The following is a 19,743-nucleotide window of genomic DNA, read 5'->3' as shown; positions in this document are numbered from 1 at the left end:
TCCGGGTTCAACCTCCCCCTCCTTACGGGGGTAGGCCCGGAACCCTGTGTCACGCGGATCCGTTACATTCAGTAAACAGGCTCTTGACTGCAAGCGCCTGATCTACCCAACGAGATCACGAGGGACATGCAACCCACCGTTCCGTGGATCATCGCGCTGGTTTCAGGCCTGGGCATGCTGACGATGGCATTGCTCTGGGTGCTGCGCCGCCCGAAGGCATCTGCAAAACCGCTGCCCACGGAATGGTCCCTCACGGCCCGGCCGGTCTTCAGTGCCGATGAACGCCGCGTGTTTCGTCTGCTCAAGGAAGCCCTGCCGCACCATGTAGTGCTGTCCAAGCTGCCCCTTGTGCGCTTTTGCCAGCCCACCGAGGCCAAGGAAGTGCGCTACTGGTACGACCTGCTGGGCGCCACCCATGTCAGTTTTGCGATCTGCAGTCCGAACGGCCGCGTGCTCGCCGCCGTGGATCTGGACAACGAACGCAATGGCTCGGGCCGCAGCCTGCAGATCAAGCAGTCGGTGCTGGCCGCCTGCCGGGTGCGCTATCTGCGTTGCCCGATCGACAACCTGCCCAGCGCCGCCGAACTGCAGCTGCTGGTGCCCTTCAGCAACAACAGCTCGCGCGGCCCGCAGCCTGCGCCGGCCACGCCCTCGCAATCGCCGCATGGTGGCCGTAGCGCTGGCCGCAGCACCGGCATCAGCAGCAGCACACCGCGGCGCTCCAGCCGCAACGGCCTGTGGCAGGACTCGGCGGTCTTCAACGACTCCTTCTTCGCACCCGACAGCCGCTACGACTCGCTCACCGGCCAGGACGGCCTGCAGCGCAGCCGCCGCGAACTCGCCGCACTGCAGGAGGTCCGCTCACAGCGCTCCGCCCTGCCCGACACGATGGCCGGCGATTCGCAATATCCCGACGAAGCGCCCAACGACATCGTCGGTGTTGTCATAGACTCGCCCCGCTACGGCCGACGCTAGGCATCCGCCAGACCGAACCTCCAAGCGGCGCCAGACCCCAGGTCGGCGCCGTTTTTGCATGCCACGATGACACCCGACACCAGCTTCGCCACCCTGACCCCGGAGTTCATGCTCGACGCCCTCGAGGCGGTGGGCCTGCGCGCCGACGGCCGCATGCTGCAGCTCAACTCCTATGAGAACCGGGTGCTGCAAGTGCATCTCGAGGATGGCCGCATCGCGGTGGCCAAGTTCTACCGGCCGGGCCGCTGGAGCGATGCGCAAATCCTCGAGGAACATGGCTTTGCGCGCGAACTCGAGGATGCCGAGGTGCCGGTGGCGGCGCCCTGGCTGCTCGCCGGGCAGTCCACGCTGGCGCATTACCAGGGCCAGCGCTTTGCCGTCACACCGCGCCAGGGCGGGCGCGCACCCGAACTCGAAGATCCCGAGGTGCTGACCTGGATCGGCCGGCTGCTGGGGCGACTGCATGGCGTGGGGCGACGGCAACCGTTCGCGCACCGGCTGCGCTGGGTGGGTGCCGAGCCGGGCGTGCTGGCGCGCGACTGGCTGCTGCAGCACCAGACCGTGCCACTGGAGATCGCCCCGGCCTGGCAGGCCGTGGTGGATGCCTGCCTGGAGCGCATCCAGCAGGCCTTCGACGCGCTTGCGGACCTGCGCCTGTTGCGCCTGCATGGCGACTGCCATCCCGGCAACATCCTCTGGACGCCGGACCGCGGCCCGCACTTTGTCGACCTGGACGACGCCGTCACCGGCCCGGCGGTGCAGGACCTGTGGATGCTGCTCTCGGGCGACGCACTGGCCGCGCGCCAGCAGCTGGCCTGCGTGCTGGAGGGCTACGAAACGGTGGCCGAGTTCGATCGCCGCGAGCTCAGCCTGATCGAACCGCTGCGCACCCTGCGCATGATTCACCACAGCGCCTGGCTGGCCAAGCGCTGGGGCGATCCGGCCTTTCCGATCGCCTTCCCCTGGTTCGGCACGCCCAACTACTGGCACGACCAGGTGGCCAAGCTGCGTGAGCAGCTGGAGGCGATGCGGCCGGCGGACGAACTGCCGCCGCCGGACGCAGCTGGCGACGACGATGACTTCGAGTTCGACGCCGGCTTCCGCTAACGCTCAGACTCAGCCGAGCAGCAGCGCGTTGACGCGCCGCACATAGGCGGCCGGATCTTCCAGCTGCCCGCCTTCGGCCAGCAGGGCCTGGTCGAACAGCACCTGGGCCAGCTCATCGAAGTGCGCGCTGCCCTCCAGCTTCTTCACCAGCGCATGCTCGGCATTCACCTCCAGCGTCGGCTTGGACGCCGGCGCGTTCTGGCCGGCCTGCTTGAGCATGCGCGCCAGGTGGGCGCTCATATCGCCCTCTTCCACCACGATGCAGGCGGGTGAGTCGACCAGGCGGGTGGTCACGCGCACATCCTTGGCGCGCTCCTTCAGCGCTTCCTTGAGGCGGTCCAGCACCGGCTTGAAATGCTCGGCCGCTTCCTCGGCGGCCTTCTTCTCGGCCTCGTCCTGCAGCTTGCCCAGATCCACTGCGCCCTTGGCCACCGATTGCAGGCTCTTGCCCTCGAACTCGTAGAGGTGCGAAAGCATCCACTCGTCCACGCGGTCCACCAGCAGCAGCACCTCGATGCCCTTCTTGCGGAAGATCTCCAGCTGCGGGCTGTTCTTGGCGGCCGCCAGGCTGTCGGCGGTGATGTAGTAGATGACGTCCTGGCCTTCCTTCATGCGCGACAGATAGTCGGCAAAGCTCACGCCCTCGTCGGCCTGGGTGGAGGCGAAGCGGAACAGCTTGGCCAGGCGCTCCTGGTTCTGGTGATCCTCGCCAATGCCTTCCTTGAGCACGGCGCCGAAGTCCTTCCAGAAGGCCGCGTACTTGGCGCGTTCGGCCGCATCCTCGCTGTCGGCCAGTGTCTCCAGCATCGACAGCACGCGCTTGGTCGAGCCCTCGCGGATCGCCTTCACGTCGCGGCTCTCCTGCAGCAGCTCGCGCGAGACATTGAGCGGCAGGTCGGCCGAATCGATCACGCCCTTCACAAAGCGCAGATACACGGGCATCAGCGCCTCGGCATCGTCCATGATGAAGACGCGCTTCACATAGAGCTTGACGCCGCCGCGCTTGTCGCGGTTCCACAGGTCGAAGGGCGCCTTGGCCGGGATGTAGAGCAGCTGGGTGTACTCGCTGCGGCCCTCCACGCGGTTGTGCGTGTAGGCCAGCGGCGCTTCGGTGTCGTAGCTGATCTGCTTGTAGAACTCCTCGTACTGCTCGGGCGTCACCTCGCTCTTGCTGCGGGCCCACAGGGCCGAGGCCTTGTTGACGCTCTCCCACTCGTCGGTGAGCTGCTGCTCGCTCTTCTCCGGATCCCAGCTTTCCTTGCGCATCAGGATGGGCAGGGAGATATGGTCGGAGTACTTGCTGATGATGGACTTGAGGCGCCAGGTTTTGAGGAATTCCTCCTCGCCCTCGCGCAGGTGCAGGATCACATCGGTGCCGCGGCCGGGCTTGCTGATGGTCTCAACCTCGTAGTCGCCGGTGCCCTCGGAGCTCCAGCGCACACCGTCCTCGGCCTTCAGGCCGGCGCGGCGGGTTTCCACGGTGATGCGGTCGGCCACGATGAAGCCGGAATAGAAGCCCACGCCGAACTGGCCGATCAGGTTGGCATCCTTCTTCTGGTCGCCCTCCAGCTTGGCCATGAACTCGCGCGTGCCGCTCTTGGCGATGGTGCCCAGATGGGCAATCGCTTCCTCGGCGCTCATGCCGATACCGTTGTCGCTGATGGTGACGGTGCGCTGCTCGGCGTCGAATGACACGCGCACTTCCAGGTTCGGCTGCTCCTCGAACAGCTCGGCGTGGTCCAGTGCCTCGAAACGCAGCTTGTCGCAGGCGTCCGATGCGTTGGAGACCAGCTCGCGCAGGAAGATCTCCTTGTTGGAGTAGAGCGAATGGGTGACGAGGTGCAGGATCTGCTTGACCTCGGCCTGGAAGGAATGAGTTTGCTTTTCCATAGCTTGTGCTTGTCGATGTGCCTAAGGATTTGAAAGCGCGAAGCGCCGCCAGCGCCCCGCAATTGGGGACGCCCGCGGCGCTTTCAAGAGCGGGATTTCAGTAGGAAACGCTGAGCTTGGGGATGTCGACCTTCAGCAGGGCCTTGCTCAGGGCGCCGCTGGCCGCGCGCGCATAGTCCAGGCCAAAGGCCGGATCGCGCAGGGCCTGCGGCCCCACGGCATTGGCCACCGCCAGGATCTTGTCGGCGATCAAGACCTTGCCCGAGCCGCGCATCGGCTCGCAACCATGCTTGACGAATTGCTCGTCCAGCCACTGGCGCGCGGCATCGTAAGAGAGCACCTCGCTGGCGTCGACCACCAGATCGACCTGCTCGTTGACATCGAACACGACCTTGACCTCACTGCGCATGAACAACTCCTTGCTACGGTTCAAGCCATTGTGGCTCAGCCACGCGCCGCCTTCACCGCTTCGCTCAAGACTTCGAGAACTTCCAGCGAATCATCCCAGCCCAGGCAGGCGTCGGTGATGCTCTTGCCATACTCCAGCTTGCTGGGATCGTCCTTGCCCGGGGTGAACTTCTGCGCGCCGTCGTGCAGATGGCTCTCCACCATCACGCCGAAAATATTCTTGCTGCCGGCCTTGAGCTGGGCCGCGATATCGCGCGCCACCTCCAGCTGGCGCTGGTGCTGCTTGCTGCTGTTGGCATGCGAGCAGTCGACCATCAGCGTGGTGTCGAGCTTGGCGGCGGCCAGGTCCTTCACCGCGGCGGCCACGCTCTCGGCGTCGTAGTTGGGCGCCTTGCCGCCACGCAGGATCACATGGCAATCCTTGTTGCCCTTGGTCTCGACGATGGCCACCTGGCCGTTCTTGTGCACCGAGAGGAAGTGATGCGGGCGCGCCGCGGCCTGGATCGCGTCGGTGGCGATCTTGATATTGCCGTCGGTGCCGTTCTTGAAGCCGATCGGCGCCGACAGGCCCGAGGCCAGCTCGCGGTGCACCTGGCTCTCGGTGGTGCGCGCGCCGATCGCGCCCCAGGAGATCAGGTCGCCGATGTACTGCGGCGAAATCACGTCCAGGAACTCCGAGCCCGCCGGCATGCCGGCGCGGTTGATCTCCAGCAGCAGCTGGCGCGCGATGCGCAGGCCCTCGTCGATGCGGTAGCTCTCATCCAGGTAGGGGTCGTTGATCAGGCCCTTCCAGCCCACCGTGGTGCGCGGCTTCTCGAAGTAGACGCGCATCACGATCTCCAGCGTGTCGGCGTACTTCTCGCGCTGCACCAGCAGGCGGCGCGCGTACTCCAGCGCCGCGGCGGGGTCGTGGATCGAGCAGGGGCCGATGATGACCAGCAGGCGGTCATCCTTGCGCTGCATGATTCTTCGGATGTTGTGGCGCGTGCCCACCACTAGCTGCTCCATGGGCGTGCCGCGGATCGGGAAGAAGCGGATCAGATGCTCCGGCGGCGGCAGCGGCGTGATGTCGCGGATGCGTTCGTCGTCGGTCTGGCTGGTCTTGTCCTGCGGCGAGTACCAGCGTTCGGCCTGGTTCGTCGGCGTGGCGGTCTTGGCGTTCATGGGCTGACTCTTGGGTGAGGTGTGGGACTGGATGAGACGAAAAAAAACCGCCGGGTGGGGACCCGGCGGTTTTCAGGATTCGGTCAAGGCGCTTACGCGTTTGCCTCTCCTCCGCCGGTGCGGTGCGAGAACCAAAAAAAGCCAAAAAAATAGGACTTCTGCGAAAGCATGGCTTGAATGTAGAAGCTCGCTCGCCGAGCGGTCAAGCGGGCATTTAGGCAATGTTGCAATGCGGCATCAGCGCCTCGCTTGCCCTCAGGCGGTACCGCCGACGGTCAGACCATCGATGCGCAGGGTCGGCTGGCCCACGCCCACCGGCACGCTCTGGCCCTCCTTGCCGCACACGCCCACGCCCGTGTCCAGGGCCATGTCATTGCCAATCATGCTCACGCGGGTGAGCGCATCGGGGCCGTTGCCGATGATGGTGGCGCCCTTCACCGGGTACTGGATCTTGCCCTTCTCGACCCAGTAGGCTTCGCTGGCCGAGAAGACGAACTTGCCGGATGTGATATCCACCTGGCCGCCACCGAAGTTGGTGGCGTACAAGCCCTTGTCAATGCTGGCGATGATTTCCTGCGCGTCCTTGTCGCCGCCCAACATATAGGTGTTGGTCATGCGCGGCATCGGCACATGGGCATAGCTCTCGCGCCGGCCATTGCCGGTGGGTGCCACGCGCATCAGACGGGCATTCATCGCATCCTGGATATAGCCCTTCAGAATGCCGTCCTCGATCAGCACATTGCGCTGCGAGGCGCAGCCCTCGTCGTCCACATTGAGCGAGCCGCGGCGGTCCGGCAGGGTGCCGTCGTCCAGCACCGTGACGCCCTTGGCCGCCACGCGCTGGCCGATGCGGCCGGCAAAGGTGCTGGAACCCTTGCGATTGAAATCGCCCTCCAGGCCATGGCCCACCGCCTCGTGCAGCAGCACGCCGGGCCAGCCGGGGCCCAGCACCACGGTCATCTCGCCGGCCGGGGCCGGGCGCGATTCCAGATTGGTGAGCGCGGCGCTGACCGCCTGCTCCACATAGCTGGCAATCATCTCGTCGCTGAAATAGGCCAGGCCGAAGCGGCCACCGCCGCCGCCGCTGCCCACCTCGCGCCGGCCGTTCTGCTCGGCGATCACGGTGATGGACAGGCGCACCAGCGGCCGCACATCGGCCGCCAGCGTGCCATCGGCACGCGCAATCAGCACCACCTCGTGTTCGGCCGCCAGGCCGGCCATCACCTGGGCGATGCGCGGGTCCTTGGCGCGGGCCATGCGCTCGGCGCGCTCCAGCAGAGCCACCTTCTCGGTGCTGTCCAGGCTGGCGATCGGGTCGGCCTCGCCATAGAGCGAGCGGCTGCCGGCCACGGTCGACGTGCTGGGCACCTTGACGCGCTTGCTCTGCCCGGCCGCGGCGATCGTGCGCACGGTGCGCGCAGCGTCCAGCAGCGCTGCCTCGGAGATGTCGTCGGAATAGGCAAAGGCGGTCTTCTCGCCGGCCACCGCGCGCACGCCCACGCCCTGGTCGATGCTGAAGCTGCCGCTCTTGACGATGCCCTCCTCCAGGCTCCAGCCCTCGGCACGGGTGGTCTGGAAATAGAGGTCGGCATCGTCGACACGGTGCTCGGTGATCAGCCGCAGCGCCTGCGCCAGGCTGGCCTCGGTGAGACCGAAGGGCTCCAGCAGTTGGGAGCGTGCCGTGATCAGACGGGCCAGGGTGGGTTCGCGCGAAATCATCGGGCGATTGTAGGAGTCAAGCCGTACCCCAGACATTCGCAATGGCATCGAAGACCAGGCGCAGGCGCGGCGTGTCGCGCAGCTCGCGGTGCGCCGTCAGCCACAGCGGCAGCGGCGGTATCTCCACCTCGGGCAGCACCCGCAGCAGATCGGGGTCGCGCGCCGCCAGCGCCTGCATGCCCACGCCGATGCCCAGGCCGGCACGCAGCGCCTCCCACAGCACGATCTGCTGGTCACAGCGCAGGCAGAAGAACTCGCGTTCCACCTGGAAGCCGGCGGCAGCGAAGCCGCGCAGGAGCTGATCGGCATGATCGAAGCCCAGCCAGTCATGCTCGGCCATGGTCGCGCGCGTGGGCATGCCCTTGCGCTCGAGGTAGCGGCGATGCGCATACAGGCCCAGGGGCCAGTCGGCCAGCTTGCGCGCCACCAGGGTGCTTTGCGCCGGCCGCAGCATGCGCAGCGCAATGTCGGCGCTGCGCTCCAGCAGGTTCTCCACCTCGTTGCTGGCCACCAGCTCGATCTGGATCTCCGGGTGCTGTTGGCGCAGCTGCAGCAGCAGCTCGGGCAGGAAGTAGGCGCTGACGATCTCGCTGGCGGTCAGGCGCACCGTGCCGGCCAGCTGTTGCTCCTGCGCGGCCAGGGCGAGGGCCAGGTCTTGCGCGCCCTCGCGCATGCGCCGTGCCGCCGGCAGCAGGGCGCGCCCGGCGCGGGTCAGGGTCAGGCCGCGGCTGTGGCGCTCGAACAGGCTCTGGCCCAGCCGCAGCTCCAACGCCGCGAGCTGCCGGCTCAGGCTGGGCTGGCTCAGGCCCAGCAGCGGCGCAGCGCGGCTCAGCGAGCCCACCTCGGCAAGCACCAGGAAGGACTGCAGCAGCGACCAATCGATGGGAGTGGGCATGGCTTGGCTATTCAAAACCGCATGACGGCCATGCAATTACAGCACTTCCGGATAGCCAGGCATCGCCGCAGACTTCGCCCATCAAGGTCCACCTCAGCGAGGCCCCATGCAGCAGACCGTTCTGATCCTTGGCGCCACCGGCCGGCTCGGCCAGCAGCTCACCCATGCCTTTGCCAATGCCGGTTGGCGCACCCTGGCGCAAAGCCGCAAGCCCTTGCCGGCCGCCCTGGCGGCCTCCCCTGGCGTGGCATGGCTCGAGGGCGACGCGCTGGCATCGGCACAGCTGCTGCACGCGGCACAGGGCGCCAGCGTGGTGATCAATGCCCTGAACCCACCCTACACCGAGTGGGAGCGCCTGGCCCTGCCGCTGGCCCGGGCCGCGCAAGACCTGGCCCTGCGCCTGGGCGCGCTGCTGATGCTGCCGGGCAATGTCTACAACTTCGGCAACGAGCTACCTGCGCTGCTGCGGGTGGACACGCCCGAGGTTGGCAACACCAGCAAGGCGCGCATCCGCATCGCCATCGAGGCCGGCATGGCCGCGGCGGCGGGCCAGGGGCTGGACTCGGTGGTGCTGCGCGCCGGCGACTTCTTCGGCGGCGCCCAGGGCGGCTCCTGGTTCGATCTGGCCATCGCCAGCCGGCTCCAGCGCGGCAAGCTCGTCTACCCCGGGCCGCTGGATGTGCAGCACGCCTGGGCCTATCTGCCCGATCTGGCGCGCTGCTTCGTGCGGCTGGCCGCGCAGCGCGAGCAATTGAGGGGCCATCGCCGCCTCCACTTCGCTGGCCATGCGATCGAGGGTCAGGTCTTGCTGGAGGCGATGCAAAGCATCTGCGCCCGCCCCATCGAGGCAGGCACCCTGCCCTGGGGCTTGATCCGCCTGGCCGCACCGCTGCTGCCGAGCTGGCGCGCGCTGCTGGAAATGCGCTATCTCTGGCAGCGCCCGCACGCGCTGGATGACGGCGAGCTGCGCCAGCTCATCGGCACGCCGCCGCGGACCGCGCTCGGGCTGGCCCTGCGCCTGAGCCTGCGCGAGCTGGGCCAGGGCGGATTGCTGCGCAATGCCGAGCTGGCGCCGGCCTGAGTTTCACGCTTCTTTACAGAGCGGGCGTCGGCGCCGCCCAAGCGCCGGGCGTTGTCTGTGCACCCTTCACCAGGAGCACCCAGATGAACATCAGCATCCGCATCGCCACCCTGCTTGCACTGTCCGCACTGGCCGGCCTCAGCCAGGCCCAGAACACGCCGCGCGTGGACCAGCGCGAGGCCCATCAGCAGGGCCGCATTGCCCAGGGCGCCGCCTCCGGCTCGCTGACGGCCAAGGAAACCCAGCGCCTGGAACGCGAGCAGGCCGCCATCAACCAGACCGAAGCCAAGGCCAAGGCCGATGGCGTTGTCACCAAGCATGAGCGCCGCAAGCTGCATCGCATGCAGCTTGCGGCCGGCCACGACATCCGCCACGCCAAGCACAATGCCAAGGCCGCCAGCGCGCCGAACTAAGGCTCAGCCCGTCCTCGTCAAGCTTCGCGGGCCTTCTTGATCTCGAGGGCCCGCTCATAGAGCCGGTTGCGCGAGGCACCGCTGAGCTCCGCCGCCAGGCCCACGGCCTGCTTGAGCGGCAGCTCGGCGCTCAGCAGCGCCAGCGCGCGCAAGGCCAGCTCGGGCAGCTCGGCATCGCCGGCTACCACCACCGCCGCCGCATGCAACACCAGCACGAATTCGCCGCGCTCGCGCTGCACATCCGCCGCCAGCCAGGCCGGCATCTCGCCGGCCTTGGCCGTGTGCACCGTCTCAAACTGCTTGGTGAGCTCGCGGCACAGGGTCAGGTCTTGCCCGGGGCAGAGTTCGGCCAGCAGATCGACCACCGCCCTGATGCGGTGCGGCGCCTCGAACAGCACCTGGCTGTAGGGCTGACCCGCCAGCGCCTGGGCCGCGCTGCGGCGCTCCTGCGCCTTGGTGGGCAGGAAGCCGACAAAGCGGAATCCGGCCGAGGCCGCATCGCCGCTGGCGCTCAACGCCGTCACCACGCTGCTGGCACCGGGAATGGGCAGCACGCGCAGGCCGGCGGCGGCCACCGCCGCCACCAGCACCGCGCCGGGGTCCGAGACCGCCGGTGTGCCGGCATCGCTGATATAGGCCAGCCGCTCGCCGCGCTGCAGGCGCGCCACCACCTGGGCCGCGCCCTCATGTTCGTTGTGCTGGTGCACCGCGATCAAGGGCTTGTGCAGGCCCAGATGCCGCATCAGGCCGGCGCTGACGCGCGTGTCCTCGCAGGCCACCGCATCCACCAGCCCCAGCACATGGGCGGCACGGAAGGACATATCCGCCAGATTGCCGATGGGCGTGGCCACCACATACAGCGTGGCGGCGGGATACTGCTGCATGCCAGCCGCCGCAGCGGCGGCCTGCATCAGCAGGGAGGCGTCTATGTTCAAGTGGAGCTCCACGAAAGCGCAGGGCGATGCGGCCGAAGACCGCGCCCTGCATTACCTCCAGCAACAGGGCTTGAGGCTGGTGAGGCGCAATTATCGGGTGGCGCGCGGGCCGCATGCGCGCGGCGGCGAGGTCGACCTGATCATGCTGGACCGCGATGGCACGCTGGTGTTCGTGGAGGTGCGGGCACGCGCCAGCACCAGCCATGGCGGCGCGGCGGCCAGCGTCACCGGCACCAAGCAGCGGCGCATCGTGTTCGCGGCCCGGCATTACCTGCTGCGCCAGGCCACGCCGCCACCCTGCCGTTTCGACGTGCTGGCGCTGGACGGCGAGACCATCACTTGGTTACCTGCCGCCTTCGACGCCGAGCAAGGGTAGACCCTGCTTGCTCGCTTATGATGCCGCCACATGCTTGAACAACGCATACAGCAACAATTCTTCGAAAGCGCCGACCTGCTCTACCAAGTGGCCGAGGCGCTGTCCCGCCCCGTCGCCACCGCGGCGCAAATGCTGGTGGACGGCATCACCGGCGGCGGTCGCGTGCTGTGCTGCGGCCTCGGCGCCTCGGCGCTGGATGCCAGCTACCTGGCGGCCCTGTTGGTGGGCCGCTTCGAACAAGACCGACCCGGGCTGGCCGCCTGGAGCCTCGATGCCCAGGCGCAGCTGGGCACCAGCACCCCCGACAGCGCCGCCGCGCTGACGCGCCAGATCCAGACCCTGGGCCATCCCGGCGACCTGCTGCTGCTGTTCGAGGCCCAGGCCGCCAACGCCCATGCGCTCAAGCCGCTGCTGGACGCGGCGCATGCGCAGGACATGAGCGTGATCGCCCTCACCGGCAGCCAGGACGAGGAAATCCGCGGCCTGCTGCTCGACACCGATGTGCAGCTGAAGGTGCCGCACAGCCGCCAGGCCCGCGTGGCCGAGGCGCATCGCCTGCTGGCGCATTGCCTGTGCGACGCCGTCGATCTGCAACTTCTGGGCGCCGGCGAATGAGCCGCGCCCCCACCACCTACCAGAGCCGCCCATGACCCCGTCGAACTCCAGCCCCACCCGCCGCCTGGCCCTGCTTGCCACGCTCGCCGCCGCCCTGCTGGGCAGCGCCTGTGCCCCCCTGGTGGTGGGCGGTGCGATGGTGGGCGGTGCGCTGATGGCCACCGACCGCCGCACCTCGGGCACGCAGGTGGAAGACGAGGGCATCGAGTTCAAGGTCGGCGCCCGCCTGCGCGAGCAGCTGGGCGATCGCGTGCACATCAGCGTCAACAGCTACAACCGCATGGTGCTGTTGACGGGCGAGACCCGCAACGACGAAGACCGCGCGCGCGCCGAGCAGATCGCCGCCCAGGTGGAGAACGTCAACCGCGTGCTCAACGAGGTGGGTGTGGGCATGCTGAGTTCGATCTCCAGCCGCTCCAACGATGTCTTCATCGCCGGCAAGGTCAAGGCCAGCCTGCTGGATGCACGCGACCTGATGTCCAACGCCTTCTACACCGTGGTGGAGCGCGGCAATGTCTACCTGATGGGTCGCGTCACCGAGCGCGAGGCGCATCGCGCCAGCGAAGTGGCGCGCGGCGTCAGCGGCGTGCAGAAGGTGGTGCGCGCCTTCGAGATCATCAGCGAGGAAGAGCTTGCGCGCATCACGCCCAAGCCCGCACCGACCAAGTAAGCCTTACTTCAGCCGCTTGATCAGGCTGGAGGTATCCCAGCGCCCGCCGCCCAGGGCCTGCACATCGGCGTAGAACTGGTCCACCACCGCGGTGACCGGCAGGCGCGCACCGTTGCGGCGCGCCTCGTCCAGCACCAGGCCTAGATCCTTGCGCATCCAGTCCACCGCGAAGCCGAAGTTGAACTGGTCGTCCACCATGGTCTTGCCGCGGTTGTCCATCTGCCAGCTCTGCGCCGCGCCCTTGCCGATCACGTCCAGCACCTGCTTCATGTCCAGGCCCGCCTTCTGACCGAAGGCGATCGCCTCGGCGAGGCCTTGCACCAGCCCGGCGATGCAGATCTGGTTCACCATCTTGGCGAGCTGGCCGGCGCCCGGTGCACCCACCAGGGTGACCGCGCGCGCAAACGCCAGCGCCACCGACTGGGCCGCCGCGAAGGCTGCGGCATCGCCGCCGCACATCACGGTGAGGGCGCCATTCACCGCGCCCGCCTGGCCGCCCGACACGGGCGCATCCACGAACTGCAGGCCACTGGCGCGCGCGGCGGCGTGCAGCTCGCGCGCCACCTCGGCCGAGGCGGTGGTGTGATCCACAAAGATGGCGCCGGCCGCCATGCCAGCGAAAGCGCCCTGCTCACCCAGCACCACCGAGCGCAGATCGTCGTCGTTGCCGACGCAGGCAAACACGAACTCGGCGCCGGCCGCCGCTGCCGCGGGCGTGGCCGCGCTCGCGCCGCCATATTCCTTCACCCAGGCCTCGGCCTTGGCCGGCGTGCGGTTGTAGACCGTGACGCGATGGCCGGCGCGTGCCAGGTGGCCGGCCATGGGATAACCCATCACGCCGAGGCCGAGAAACGCCACCTTGCGCGGCGGGATGGGGTCGTAGTTGCGAGTGGGTGCGTTCATGCACCCAACTCTAAACGATCGTCAGGTGCTCGGTGCCGGATGAGAGGTCGCCGCTGCGCGCGCGTTCGCTGTTCAGCTTGATCTGCAGGCGCAGATCGTTCACCGAGTCGGCGTTGCGCAGCGCGTCTTCGTAGTTGACGCGGCCGAACTCGTAGAGATCGAACAGGGCCTGGTCAAAGGTCTGCATGCCCTGCTCGCGCGAGCGCTTCATGATCTCCTTGATCTCACCCACCTCGCCCTTGAAGATCAGGTCGGAGATCAGCGGCGTGTTGAGCAGGATCTCCACCGCGGCGACGCGGCCCTTGCCCTCGCGGCGCGGCAGCAGGCGCTGCGAGATGATGGAGCGCAGATTCAGCGACAGGTCCATCAGCAGCTGGGCGCGCCGCTCCTCGGGGAAGAAGTTGATGATGCGGTCGAGCGCCTGGTTGGCGCTGTTGGCGTGCAGGGTGGCCATGCAGAGGTGGCCGGTCTCGGCAAAGGCCACCGCATGCTCCATGGTCTCGCGGTCGCGGATCTCGCCCATCAGGATCACGTCGGGCGCCTGCCGCAGCGTGTTTTTCAGCGCCATCTCCCAATTGTCGGTGTCGATGCCCACCTCGCGCTGGGTGACGATGCAGTTCTTGTGCGGATGCACGAACTCGACCGGGTCCTCGATCGTGATGATGTGGCCGTAGGTGCTCTCGTTGCGATGGTCGATCATCGCCGCCAGCGTGGTGCTCTTGCCCGAGCCGGTGGCGCCCACCACGATCACCAGGCCGCGCTTGGTCTGCACCACCTCGTTGAGGATGGGCGGCAGCTCCAGCGAGGCGATGGTCGGCAGCGAGGCCGGGATGGTGCGCAGCACCAGGCCCACATGGCCCTGCTGCATGAAGGCATTGCAGCGGAAGCGCCCCACGCCCTGCGGCGAGATGGCGAAATTGCATTCCTTGGTGCGCTCGAACTCGGCCGCCTGCTTGTCGTTCATGATGGAACGCGCCAGCTGCAGGGTGTGCTGGCCGGTGAGCGGCTGCGGCGAGACCTTGGTGACCTTGCCATCCACCTTGATGGCGGGCGGGAAGTCGGCGGTGAGGAACAGATCCGAGCCCTTGCGCGACACCATCAGGCGCAGCAGATCATTGATGAACTTTGACGCCTGATCGCGTTCCATACGGGTCCTTCAGTTCGGGCTTGCTGGAAAATTTTGCCGTCACCCACATGGCTGATGCCATATGAGTGACGTCGAACTTCCCGGGCCTCAGCCCGGGAAGTTCTCGGGGAACTTCGCTTTTGCGCGCGCCTCGGCGGGCGCGATCACATTGCGCCGCACCAGGTCGGTGAGATTCTGGTCCAGCGTCTGCATGCCCTGCTGGTTGCCGGTCTGGATGGCCGAGTACATCTGTGCGACCTTGTTCTCGCGGATCAGGTTGCGGATCGCCGAAGTGCCCAGCATGATCTCGTGCGCCGCCACGCGGCCGCTGCCGTCCTTGAGCTTGCACAGGCTTTGCGAGATCACCGCCACCAGCGATTCCGACACCATCGCGCGCACCATTTCCTTCTCGGCCGCGGGGAACACGTCGACGATACGGTCCACCGTCTTGGCGGCCGAACTGGTGTGCAGGGTGCCGAACACCAAGTGGCCGGTCTCGGCCGCGGTGAGCGCCAGGCGGATGGTTTCGAGGTCGCGCATTTCACCCACCAGCACCGCATCCGGGTCCTCGCGCAGTGCCGAGCGTAGCGCGTTGGCGAAGCTCAGCGTGTGCGGGCCGACCTCGCGCTGGTTGACCAAGCACTTCTTTGATTCGTGCACGAACTCGATCGGGTCCTCGATCGTCAGCACGTGGCCGTACTCGCTCTCGTTCAGGTGGTTCACCATCGCCGCCAGCGTGGTGGACTTGCCCGAACCGGTGGGCCCGGTCACCAGCACCAGGCCGCGCGGCTTGAGTGCCAGATCGGCAAACACCTTGGGGCAGTTGAGCTGCTCCAGCGTGAGGATCTTGGACGGGATGGTACGGAACACCGCACCGGCGCCGCGGTTCTGGTTGAAGGCATTGACGCGAAAGCGCGCCAGGCCCTGGATCTCGAAGGAGAAGTCGACCTCCAGCGTTTCCTCATAGGCCTTGCGCTGCGAGTCATTCATGATGTCGTACACCATGTCGTGCACCTGGCGGTGCTCGAGCGGCTCGACATTGATGCGACGCACATCACCGTGCACGCGGATCATCGGCGGCAGGCCGGCCGAGAGGTGCAGGTCGGAGGCCTTGTTCTTGACCGAGAATGCCAGCAGTTGGGTAATGTCCATGATTGGGGCAGAAAGCGTGGGCCATTATGGCGACGATCTCCGAGAACATACAAGAACTGCACCAGCGCATTGCCAGGGCCTGCGAGGCCGCCCATCGCCCCGTGCAAAGCGTCACATTGCTCACCGTCAGCAAGACGTTTCCAGGCGACGCCGTGCGTGCCGCCCATGCGGCCGGCGAGCGCTGCTTCGGTGAGAACTATGTGCAGGAGGGGCTCGACAAGATCGCCGAACTCGCCGACCTGCGCGGCGCGCTCGAGTGGCATCTGATCGGGCCGCTGCAAAGCAACAAGACGCGCGTGGTGGCCGAGGCCTTCGACTGGGTGCACAGCGTCGATCGGCTCAAGATCGCGCAGCGCCTGTCCGAGCAACGCCCGGCCGGGCTGGCGCCGCTGCAGATCTGCCTACAGGTGAACATCAGCGCCGAGGCCAGCAAGAGCGGCATCAGCCTGGCCGAGCTGCCGGCACTGGCCGCGCAGGTGGCGGCACTGCCGCGCCTGCGGCTGCGCGGCCTGATGGCCATACCCGAACCCGCGGGCGATTTCGAGGCGCAGCGCCAGCCGCATCGCGCCCTGGCCCAGGCCCTGGCCGAGCTGAATCGGCAAGGCCTGACCCTCGACACGCTGAGCATGGGCATGAGCGCCGACCTCGAAGCCGCCATCGCCGAGGGCGCCACCATCGTGCGCGTGGGCTCGGCCATCTTCGGCAACCGCGCCGCCAGGGCGTGAGCACCGGCCCGCGCTACCTGGCCCTGGCCGACGAGCTCGGCGCGCTGATACACAGCGGCGCGCTGCGCGCCGGCGATCGCCTGCCCTCGGTGCGCCAGACCTGCCAGACCCGGCATCTGAGCCCGGCCACGGTGTTCCAGGCCTATTACCTGCTGGAGTCGCGTGGCCTCGTCAGCGCCGCGCCGCGCTCGGGCTATTTCGTCAACGCGCTGCCGCTTGGCGCCAGCCCACGCACCTCGCAGCCCTCGGCGCAGCCCGGGCCGGTGGCGGTGAGCGAGCTGGTGTTCGAGGTGCTGGGCGCCTCCAGCGCCGCCGCGCTGCTGCCGCTGGGCTCGGCCTTCCCGGCGGCCACGCTGTTCCCGCTCGAGCCGCTGCGGCGCGCCCTGCAGGCCGGCATGCGCAAGCTCGAGCCGGCCCAGATCACCGCCGAGCTGCCGCTCGGTCACGAGGGGCTGCGGCGCCAGATCGCGCTGCGCTATCTGCGCCTGGGCATCAGCATGGCGCCGGACGAGATCGTGCTGACGAATGGCGCGCTGGAAGCCCTCAACCTGTGCCTGCAGGTGCTGACGCGGCCGGGCGATGCGGTGCTGATCGAAGCGCCCGGCTTCTACGCCGCGCTGCAGGCGCTCGAGCGCCTGGGCCTGCGCGCCATCGAGGTGCCCACCCATGCCGGCGAGGGTGCCGATCTGGATGCCATGGCCGCGCTCATCGCCGAGCACCGCCCCAAGGCCTGCTGGCTGATGACGAGTTTCCAGAACCCGCTCGGCAGCCTGATGCCGGCCGACAAGAAGCGCGCCCTGGTGGCGCTGCTGGCCGGCGCGGGCATCCCGTTGATCGAGGACGATGTCTATGCCGAGCTGCACCACGGCCCCGACGCCGCGCTGCCCGCCAAGGCCTATGCGCCGCAGGGTCAGGTCTTGCATTGCGGTTCCTTCTCCAAATGCCTGGCGCCGGGCTACCGGGTCGGCTGGGCCGCGCCCGGGCCCTATCTGCGCCAGCTGCAGCGCCTCAAGCTGATGAGCAGCCTGGGCGTTTCGCTGCCGGCCCAGGCCGGCCTGAACGAGTACCTGCAGGGCGGCGCCTACGATGCGCATCTGCGCCGCCTGCGCGCCGCGCTGGCCAGCCAGCAGCAGGCCATGCTGGCCGCGCTGCAAGCGCAGCTGCCGGCGGGCGCGCGCATGACCCGGCCCCGCGGCGGCTACTTCATCTGGGTGGAACTGCCCGCGGCCTGCGACGCGCTGCTGCTGCAACGCCAGCTGCTGGCCGAAGGCATCAGCACGGCGCCGGGGCCGATCTTCTCGGCGCGCGCCGAGTTCCGTCATTGCCTGCGCCTGAACAGCGGCCACCCCTGGGATGCGCGCATGGCGGCCGGCATCGCGCGCCTGGGCGCGCTGGCCAAGGCCCAGCTGGCGCCCTGATCCGGTCGCGCCGGGCCGGCACTGATCCTGTGCGGGCCGGCCGCCGGCTGGCAAGATGCCGGCCCATGCCCCGACTGATTCTGCTCTGGCTGCTGGCCCTGCTGCCGCCGCTGGCCGGCGCCCAAGCGCCGTTCGAAGACAGCATGGCCCAGCGCATGCAGGCCTGCACCCTCTGCCATGGCAAAGAGGGGCGCGCCGCGCCGGACGGCTACTACCCGCGCATCGCCGGCAAGCCGGCCGGCTATCTTTACCAGCAGCTGCTGGCCTTCCGCGACGGCCGTCGCCATTACGGCCCGATGCGCGAGCTGCTCGCGCCGCTCAGCGACGCCTATCTGCAGGAGATCGCGCAGCACTTCGCGCAGCTGGAGCTGCCCTATGCGGCGGCCCAGCCCGCCGCTCTGCCGGCGCAAGACCTGGCACGCGGCCAGGCCCTGGTGCGCCAGGGCGACGCGAGCCGCGGCCTGCCCGCCTGCAGCGCCTGCCATGGCGAGGCGCTGCTGGGCGCCCAGGCGCGCATCCCCGGCCTGCTGGGCCTGCCGCGCGACTACCTGAACGGCCAGCTCGGCGCCTGGCGGGCCGGCCAGCGCCGCGCCGCCGCGCCCGACTGCATGGCGGAGATCGCCAAGCGCCTGCACCCCGAGGAGATCAACGCCATCTCGCATTGGCTGGCCGGCCAGACCGTGCCCGTGGGTGCCAAGCCGGCGCCCAGCCCGCCCAAGCCCGCGCCGATGCGCTGCGGAGGCTTGCCATGAGCTGGCGCCATGCGCTCGCCGCGCTGGCGCTGTGCCTGCTGGCCGGCCTGGCCGGTGCCGCGCCCGACACGGCACAGATCGAGCAGGGCGCCTACCTGGCGCGCGTGGGCAACTGCATGGGCTGCCACACCCAGGCCGGCGGCCAAGCCTATGCGGGCGGGCGCGCCATCCCCACGCCCTTTGGCAGCGTGTTCGCCCCCAACCTGACCCCCGACCCCGCCACCGGCCTGGGCCGCTGGAGCGCCGAGGATTTCTGGAACGCCCTGCACCATGGCCGCAGCCGGGATGGGCGCCTGCTCAGCCCCGCCTTTCCCTACGACAACTACACCCTGCTGAGCCGCGCCGACAGCGACGCCATCCACGCCTATCTGCGCAGCCTGCCGGCGGTGGTGGCGCCGGCGCGCGCCCATGGGCTGCGCTTCCCCTACAACACGCAGGCCGCGCTGTGGGTCTGGCGCGCGCTCTTCTTCCGCCCCGGCGAATATCGCCCCGAGCCTGGCCGCGATCCAGCCTGGAACCGCGGCGCCTATCTGAGCCAGGGCCTGGCGCATTGCAGCGCCTGCCACGGCCCGCGCAATGCGCTGGGAGCAAGACCTGGCCCCGCGGACTTCAGCGGTGCCGCCCTGCCCGGCATGGGCTGGTACGCGCCCTCGCTGCACGACCGGCGCGAGGCCGGCGTGGCCGGCTGGGCCGAGGCCGATCTGATGCAATGGCTGAAGACCGGCACGGCCGCGCCCGGCAGCGCCCTCGGGCCGATGGCCGAGGTGGTGCTGGGCAGCACCCGCCACCTCAGCGAGCCGGATCTGCGCGCGATGGCGCGCTATCTGCAATCCCTGCCGCCGCAGGCACGGCCGCGGCCGCAAGCCCAGGCCGCCGCGCCCGCGCTGCGCGCGCAAGGGCGAAGCGCCTACCTCGACCATTGCGCCAGCTGCCATGGCCGCGATGGCGAGGGCCGCCCCGGCGCCTATCCGGCGCTGCGCGGCAATCGCACCGTGCTGATGGAGCCGCCCACCAACCTGCTGCGCGTGATGCTGCAGGGCGGCTTCGCGCCCGCCACGCCGGGCCATCCGCGCCCCTACGGCATGCCGCCCTTTGCGGGCCAGTTGAACGAGGCCGAGCTGGCCGCGATCGCCAGCTATATCCGCCAGGCCTGGGGCAACCAGGCAGGCGCCGTGCAGGCCCTGCAGGTGCTGCAGCACAAGGCCACGCGTTAACCCTTAGACGCGATCAAGCAAGCCCCCGAACGGGGGATCAAGGCCCGGCCGAGCGCGGAAAACGTCACGGCGCCGAATTGTTGCAATGTGTCACGGCGCGGCGCGCGCCGGCACACTCCGGGCTGCTGTTGAGGCGGCCGCAAGGGCGCTCACAACAGCCGTCATGCAACCCGTTTCGCACACGGCCGAAGATTCCGCGACAGAT

Annotated in this window: 20 protein-coding genes; 11 read left to right on the top strand and 9 right to left on the bottom strand. The window is 68.6% G+C overall.

Annotated elements, in window-relative coordinates; all coding sequences use genetic code 11:
* The first annotated feature begins 126 nt into the window (after nt 1–126).
* Both PFX98_RS12605 and PFX98_RS12600 read left to right on the top strand, forming a co-directional pair.
* Nucleotides 127–975, top strand: coding sequence for a DUF2726 domain-containing protein (locus PFX98_RS12605; protein ID WP_285230856.1), 849 nt, complete (start codon nt 127–129; stop codon nt 973–975).
* A gap of 66 nt (nt 976–1,041) precedes the next feature.
* A complete protein-coding gene (locus PFX98_RS12600) occupies nt 1,042–2,082 on the top strand; it encodes a serine/threonine protein kinase (RefSeq protein WP_285230855.1) in 1,041 nt (346 codons plus the stop codon).
* Nucleotides 2,083–2,091: 9 nt separating this feature from the next.
* On the opposite strand, the gene htpG is transcribed toward PFX98_RS12600, so the two are convergent.
* From htpG to PFX98_RS12575, 5 genes are all read right to left on the bottom strand, one after another.
* Complete coding sequence (gene htpG / locus PFX98_RS12595) at nt 2,092–3,972, bottom strand: molecular chaperone HtpG (RefSeq protein ID WP_285230854.1); 1,881 nt, start codon at nt 3,970–3,972, stop codon at nt 2,092–2,094.
* 97 nt (nt 3,973–4,069) lie between these two features.
* Nucleotides 4,070–4,381, bottom strand: coding sequence for a hypothetical protein (locus PFX98_RS12590; RefSeq protein ID WP_285230853.1), 312 nt, complete (start codon nt 4,379–4,381; stop codon nt 4,070–4,072).
* Nucleotides 4,382–4,416: 35 nt separating this feature from the next.
* A complete protein-coding gene (locus PFX98_RS12585) occupies nt 4,417–5,544 on the bottom strand; it encodes a 3-deoxy-7-phosphoheptulonate synthase (protein WP_285230852.1) in 1,128 nt (375 codons plus the stop codon).
* A 255-nt stretch (nt 5,545–5,799) separates the two neighbouring features.
* Nucleotides 5,800–7,263: a metalloprotease TldD gene (tldD, locus tag PFX98_RS12580; protein ID WP_285230851.1), complete on the bottom strand. Its 1,464-nt coding sequence runs from the start codon at nt 7,261–7,263 to the stop codon at nt 5,800–5,802.
* A 16-nt stretch (nt 7,264–7,279) separates the two neighbouring features.
* Nucleotides 7,280–8,158, bottom strand: a complete 879-nt coding sequence (locus tag PFX98_RS12575; RefSeq protein WP_285230850.1) for a LysR family transcriptional regulator — start codon at nt 8,156–8,158, stop codon at nt 7,280–7,282.
* A 106-nt stretch (nt 8,159–8,264) separates the two neighbouring features.
* On the opposite strand from PFX98_RS12575, the gene PFX98_RS12570 reads away from it, so the two are divergent.
* Together PFX98_RS12570 and PFX98_RS12565 are read left to right on the top strand one after the other, a co-directional pair.
* Entirely contained in the window at nt 8,265–9,239 is a 975-nt protein-coding gene (locus PFX98_RS12570; RefSeq protein WP_285230849.1) for an NmrA family NAD(P)-binding protein, read from the top strand.
* Between the two features lie 83 nt (nt 9,240–9,322).
* Nucleotides 9,323–9,652 (top strand): hypothetical protein, encoded by a 330-nt coding sequence (locus PFX98_RS12565; protein ID WP_285230848.1) that lies wholly within the window; start codon nt 9,323–9,325, stop codon nt 9,650–9,652.
* Between the two features lie 17 nt (nt 9,653–9,669).
* Here PFX98_RS12565 and rsmI read toward each other — a convergent pair whose 3' ends face one another.
* Nucleotides 9,670–10,587 (bottom strand): 16S rRNA (cytidine(1402)-2'-O)-methyltransferase, encoded by a 918-nt coding sequence (gene rsmI / locus PFX98_RS12560; protein WP_285230847.1) that lies wholly within the window; start codon nt 10,585–10,587, stop codon nt 9,670–9,672.
* Here rsmI and PFX98_RS12555 point away from each other — a divergent pair.
* From PFX98_RS12555 to PFX98_RS12545, 3 genes are read left to right on the top strand one after another with little or no spacing between them, the layout of a single operon-like run.
* Nucleotides 10,580–10,963 (top strand): YraN family protein, encoded by a 384-nt coding sequence (locus PFX98_RS12555; RefSeq protein WP_285230846.1) that lies wholly within the window; start codon nt 10,580–10,582, stop codon nt 10,961–10,963. The two genes, rsmI and PFX98_RS12555, sit on opposite strands and share 8 nt — an antisense overlap.
* Before the next feature lie 30 nt (nt 10,964–10,993).
* On the top strand, nt 10,994–11,578 hold the full coding sequence (locus PFX98_RS12550; protein WP_285230845.1) for an SIS domain-containing protein: 585 nt from the start codon (nt 10,994–10,996) through the stop codon (nt 11,576–11,578).
* Between the two features lie 31 nt (nt 11,579–11,609).
* Entirely contained in the window at nt 11,610–12,248 is a 639-nt protein-coding gene (locus PFX98_RS12545) for a BON domain-containing protein (RefSeq protein ID WP_285230844.1), read from the top strand.
* Between the two features lie 3 nt (nt 12,249–12,251).
* Here PFX98_RS12545 and PFX98_RS12540 read toward each other — a convergent pair whose 3' ends face one another.
* The 3 genes from PFX98_RS12540 to PFX98_RS12530 form a co-directional block, all read right to left on the bottom strand.
* A complete protein-coding gene (locus PFX98_RS12540) occupies nt 12,252–13,151 on the bottom strand; it encodes an NAD(P)-dependent oxidoreductase (protein WP_285230843.1) in 900 nt (299 codons plus the stop codon).
* 10 nt (nt 13,152–13,161) lie between these two features.
* The gene (locus tag PFX98_RS12535; protein WP_285230842.1) at nt 13,162–14,298 is read right to left on the bottom strand and encodes a PilT/PilU family type 4a pilus ATPase; all 1,137 of its coding nucleotides are present in this window, start codon (nt 14,296–14,298) and stop codon (nt 13,162–13,164) included.
* A gap of 87 nt (nt 14,299–14,385) precedes the next feature.
* On the bottom strand, nt 14,386–15,429 hold the full coding sequence (locus PFX98_RS12530) for a type IV pilus twitching motility protein PilT (protein ID WP_285230841.1): 1,044 nt from the start codon (nt 15,427–15,429) through the stop codon (nt 14,386–14,388).
* Nucleotides 15,430–15,455: 26 nt separating this feature from the next.
* Here PFX98_RS12530 and PFX98_RS12525 point away from each other — a divergent pair, with 26 nt between their 5' ends.
* The 4 genes from PFX98_RS12525 (at nt 15,456) to PFX98_RS12510 (ending at nt 19,538) form a co-directional block, all read left to right on the top strand.
* Nucleotides 15,456–16,154: a YggS family pyridoxal phosphate-dependent enzyme gene (locus PFX98_RS12525; RefSeq protein ID WP_285230840.1), complete on the top strand. Its 699-nt coding sequence runs from the start codon at nt 15,456–15,458 to the stop codon at nt 16,152–16,154.
* Complete coding sequence (locus PFX98_RS12520) at nt 16,151–17,572, top strand: aminotransferase-like domain-containing protein (protein ID WP_285230839.1); 1,422 nt, start codon at nt 16,151–16,153, stop codon at nt 17,570–17,572. The genes PFX98_RS12525 and PFX98_RS12520 overlap by 4 nt, the downstream gene beginning before the upstream one ends.
* Before the next feature lie 65 nt (nt 17,573–17,637).
* Nucleotides 17,638–18,324, top strand: coding sequence for a c-type cytochrome (locus PFX98_RS12515; protein WP_285230838.1), 687 nt, complete (start codon nt 17,638–17,640; stop codon nt 18,322–18,324).
* Entirely contained in the window at nt 18,321–19,538 is a 1,218-nt protein-coding gene (locus PFX98_RS12510; RefSeq protein ID WP_285230837.1) for a cytochrome c, read from the top strand. Before PFX98_RS12515 ends, PFX98_RS12510 begins: the two co-directional genes overlap by 4 nt.
* The last annotated feature ends 205 nt before the right edge of the window (nt 19,539–19,743 follow it).

The sequence above is a fragment of the Paucibacter sediminis genome (assembly GCF_030254645.1).
In the GTDB taxonomy this organism is placed as follows: Bacteria; Pseudomonadota; Gammaproteobacteria; order Burkholderiales; family Burkholderiaceae_C; genus Paucibacter_B; species Paucibacter_B sediminis.
Note: the sequence above shows the minus strand (reverse complement) of the source record. Positions and strands in the feature narration are given on the sequence as shown.

Excerpts from the sequence above, each read along its gene's own strand:
- PFX98_RS12605 (WP_285230856.1), top strand. The coding sequence starts at position 127 with ATGCAACCCACCGTTCCGTGGATCATCGCGCTGGTTTCAGGCCTGGGC.
- PFX98_RS12600 (WP_285230855.1), top strand. The coding sequence starts at position 1,042 with ATGACACCCGACACCAGCTTCGCCACCCTGACCCCGGAGTTCATGCTC.
- htpG (WP_285230854.1), bottom strand. The coding sequence starts at position 3,972 with ATGGAAAAGCAAACTCATTCCTTCCAGGCCGAGGTCAAGCAGATCCTG.
- PFX98_RS12590 (WP_285230853.1), bottom strand. The coding sequence starts at position 4,381 with ATGCGCAGTGAGGTCAAGGTCGTGTTCGATGTCAACGAGCAGGTCGAT.
- PFX98_RS12585 (WP_285230852.1), bottom strand. The coding sequence starts at position 5,544 with ATGAACGCCAAGACCGCCACGCCGACGAACCAGGCCGAACGCTGGTAC.
- tldD (WP_285230851.1), bottom strand. The coding sequence starts at position 7,263 with ATGATTTCGCGCGAACCCACCCTGGCCCGTCTGATCACGGCACGCTCC.
- PFX98_RS12575 (WP_285230850.1), bottom strand. The coding sequence starts at position 8,158 with ATGCCCACTCCCATCGATTGGTCGCTGCTGCAGTCCTTCCTGGTGCTT.
- PFX98_RS12570 (WP_285230849.1), top strand. The coding sequence starts at position 8,265 with ATGCAGCAGACCGTTCTGATCCTTGGCGCCACCGGCCGGCTCGGCCAG.
- PFX98_RS12565 (WP_285230848.1), top strand. The coding sequence starts at position 9,323 with ATGAACATCAGCATCCGCATCGCCACCCTGCTTGCACTGTCCGCACTG.
- PFX98_RS12555 (WP_285230846.1), top strand. The coding sequence starts at position 10,580 with ATGTTCAAGTGGAGCTCCACGAAAGCGCAGGGCGATGCGGCCGAAGAC.
- PFX98_RS12550 (WP_285230845.1), top strand. The coding sequence starts at position 10,994 with ATGCTTGAACAACGCATACAGCAACAATTCTTCGAAAGCGCCGACCTG.
- PFX98_RS12545 (WP_285230844.1), top strand. The coding sequence starts at position 11,610 with ATGACCCCGTCGAACTCCAGCCCCACCCGCCGCCTGGCCCTGCTTGCC.
- PFX98_RS12540 (WP_285230843.1), bottom strand. The coding sequence starts at position 13,151 with ATGAACGCACCCACTCGCAACTACGACCCCATCCCGCCGCGCAAGGTG.
- PFX98_RS12535 (WP_285230842.1), bottom strand. The coding sequence starts at position 14,298 with ATGGAACGCGATCAGGCGTCAAAGTTCATCAATGATCTGCTGCGCCTG.
- PFX98_RS12530 (WP_285230841.1), bottom strand. The coding sequence starts at position 15,429 with ATGGACATTACCCAACTGCTGGCATTCTCGGTCAAGAACAAGGCCTCC.
- PFX98_RS12525 (WP_285230840.1), top strand. The coding sequence starts at position 15,456 with ATGGCGACGATCTCCGAGAACATACAAGAACTGCACCAGCGCATTGCC.
- PFX98_RS12515 (WP_285230838.1), top strand. The coding sequence starts at position 17,638 with ATGCCCCGACTGATTCTGCTCTGGCTGCTGGCCCTGCTGCCGCCGCTG.
- PFX98_RS12510 (WP_285230837.1), top strand. The coding sequence starts at position 18,321 with ATGAGCTGGCGCCATGCGCTCGCCGCGCTGGCGCTGTGCCTGCTGGCC.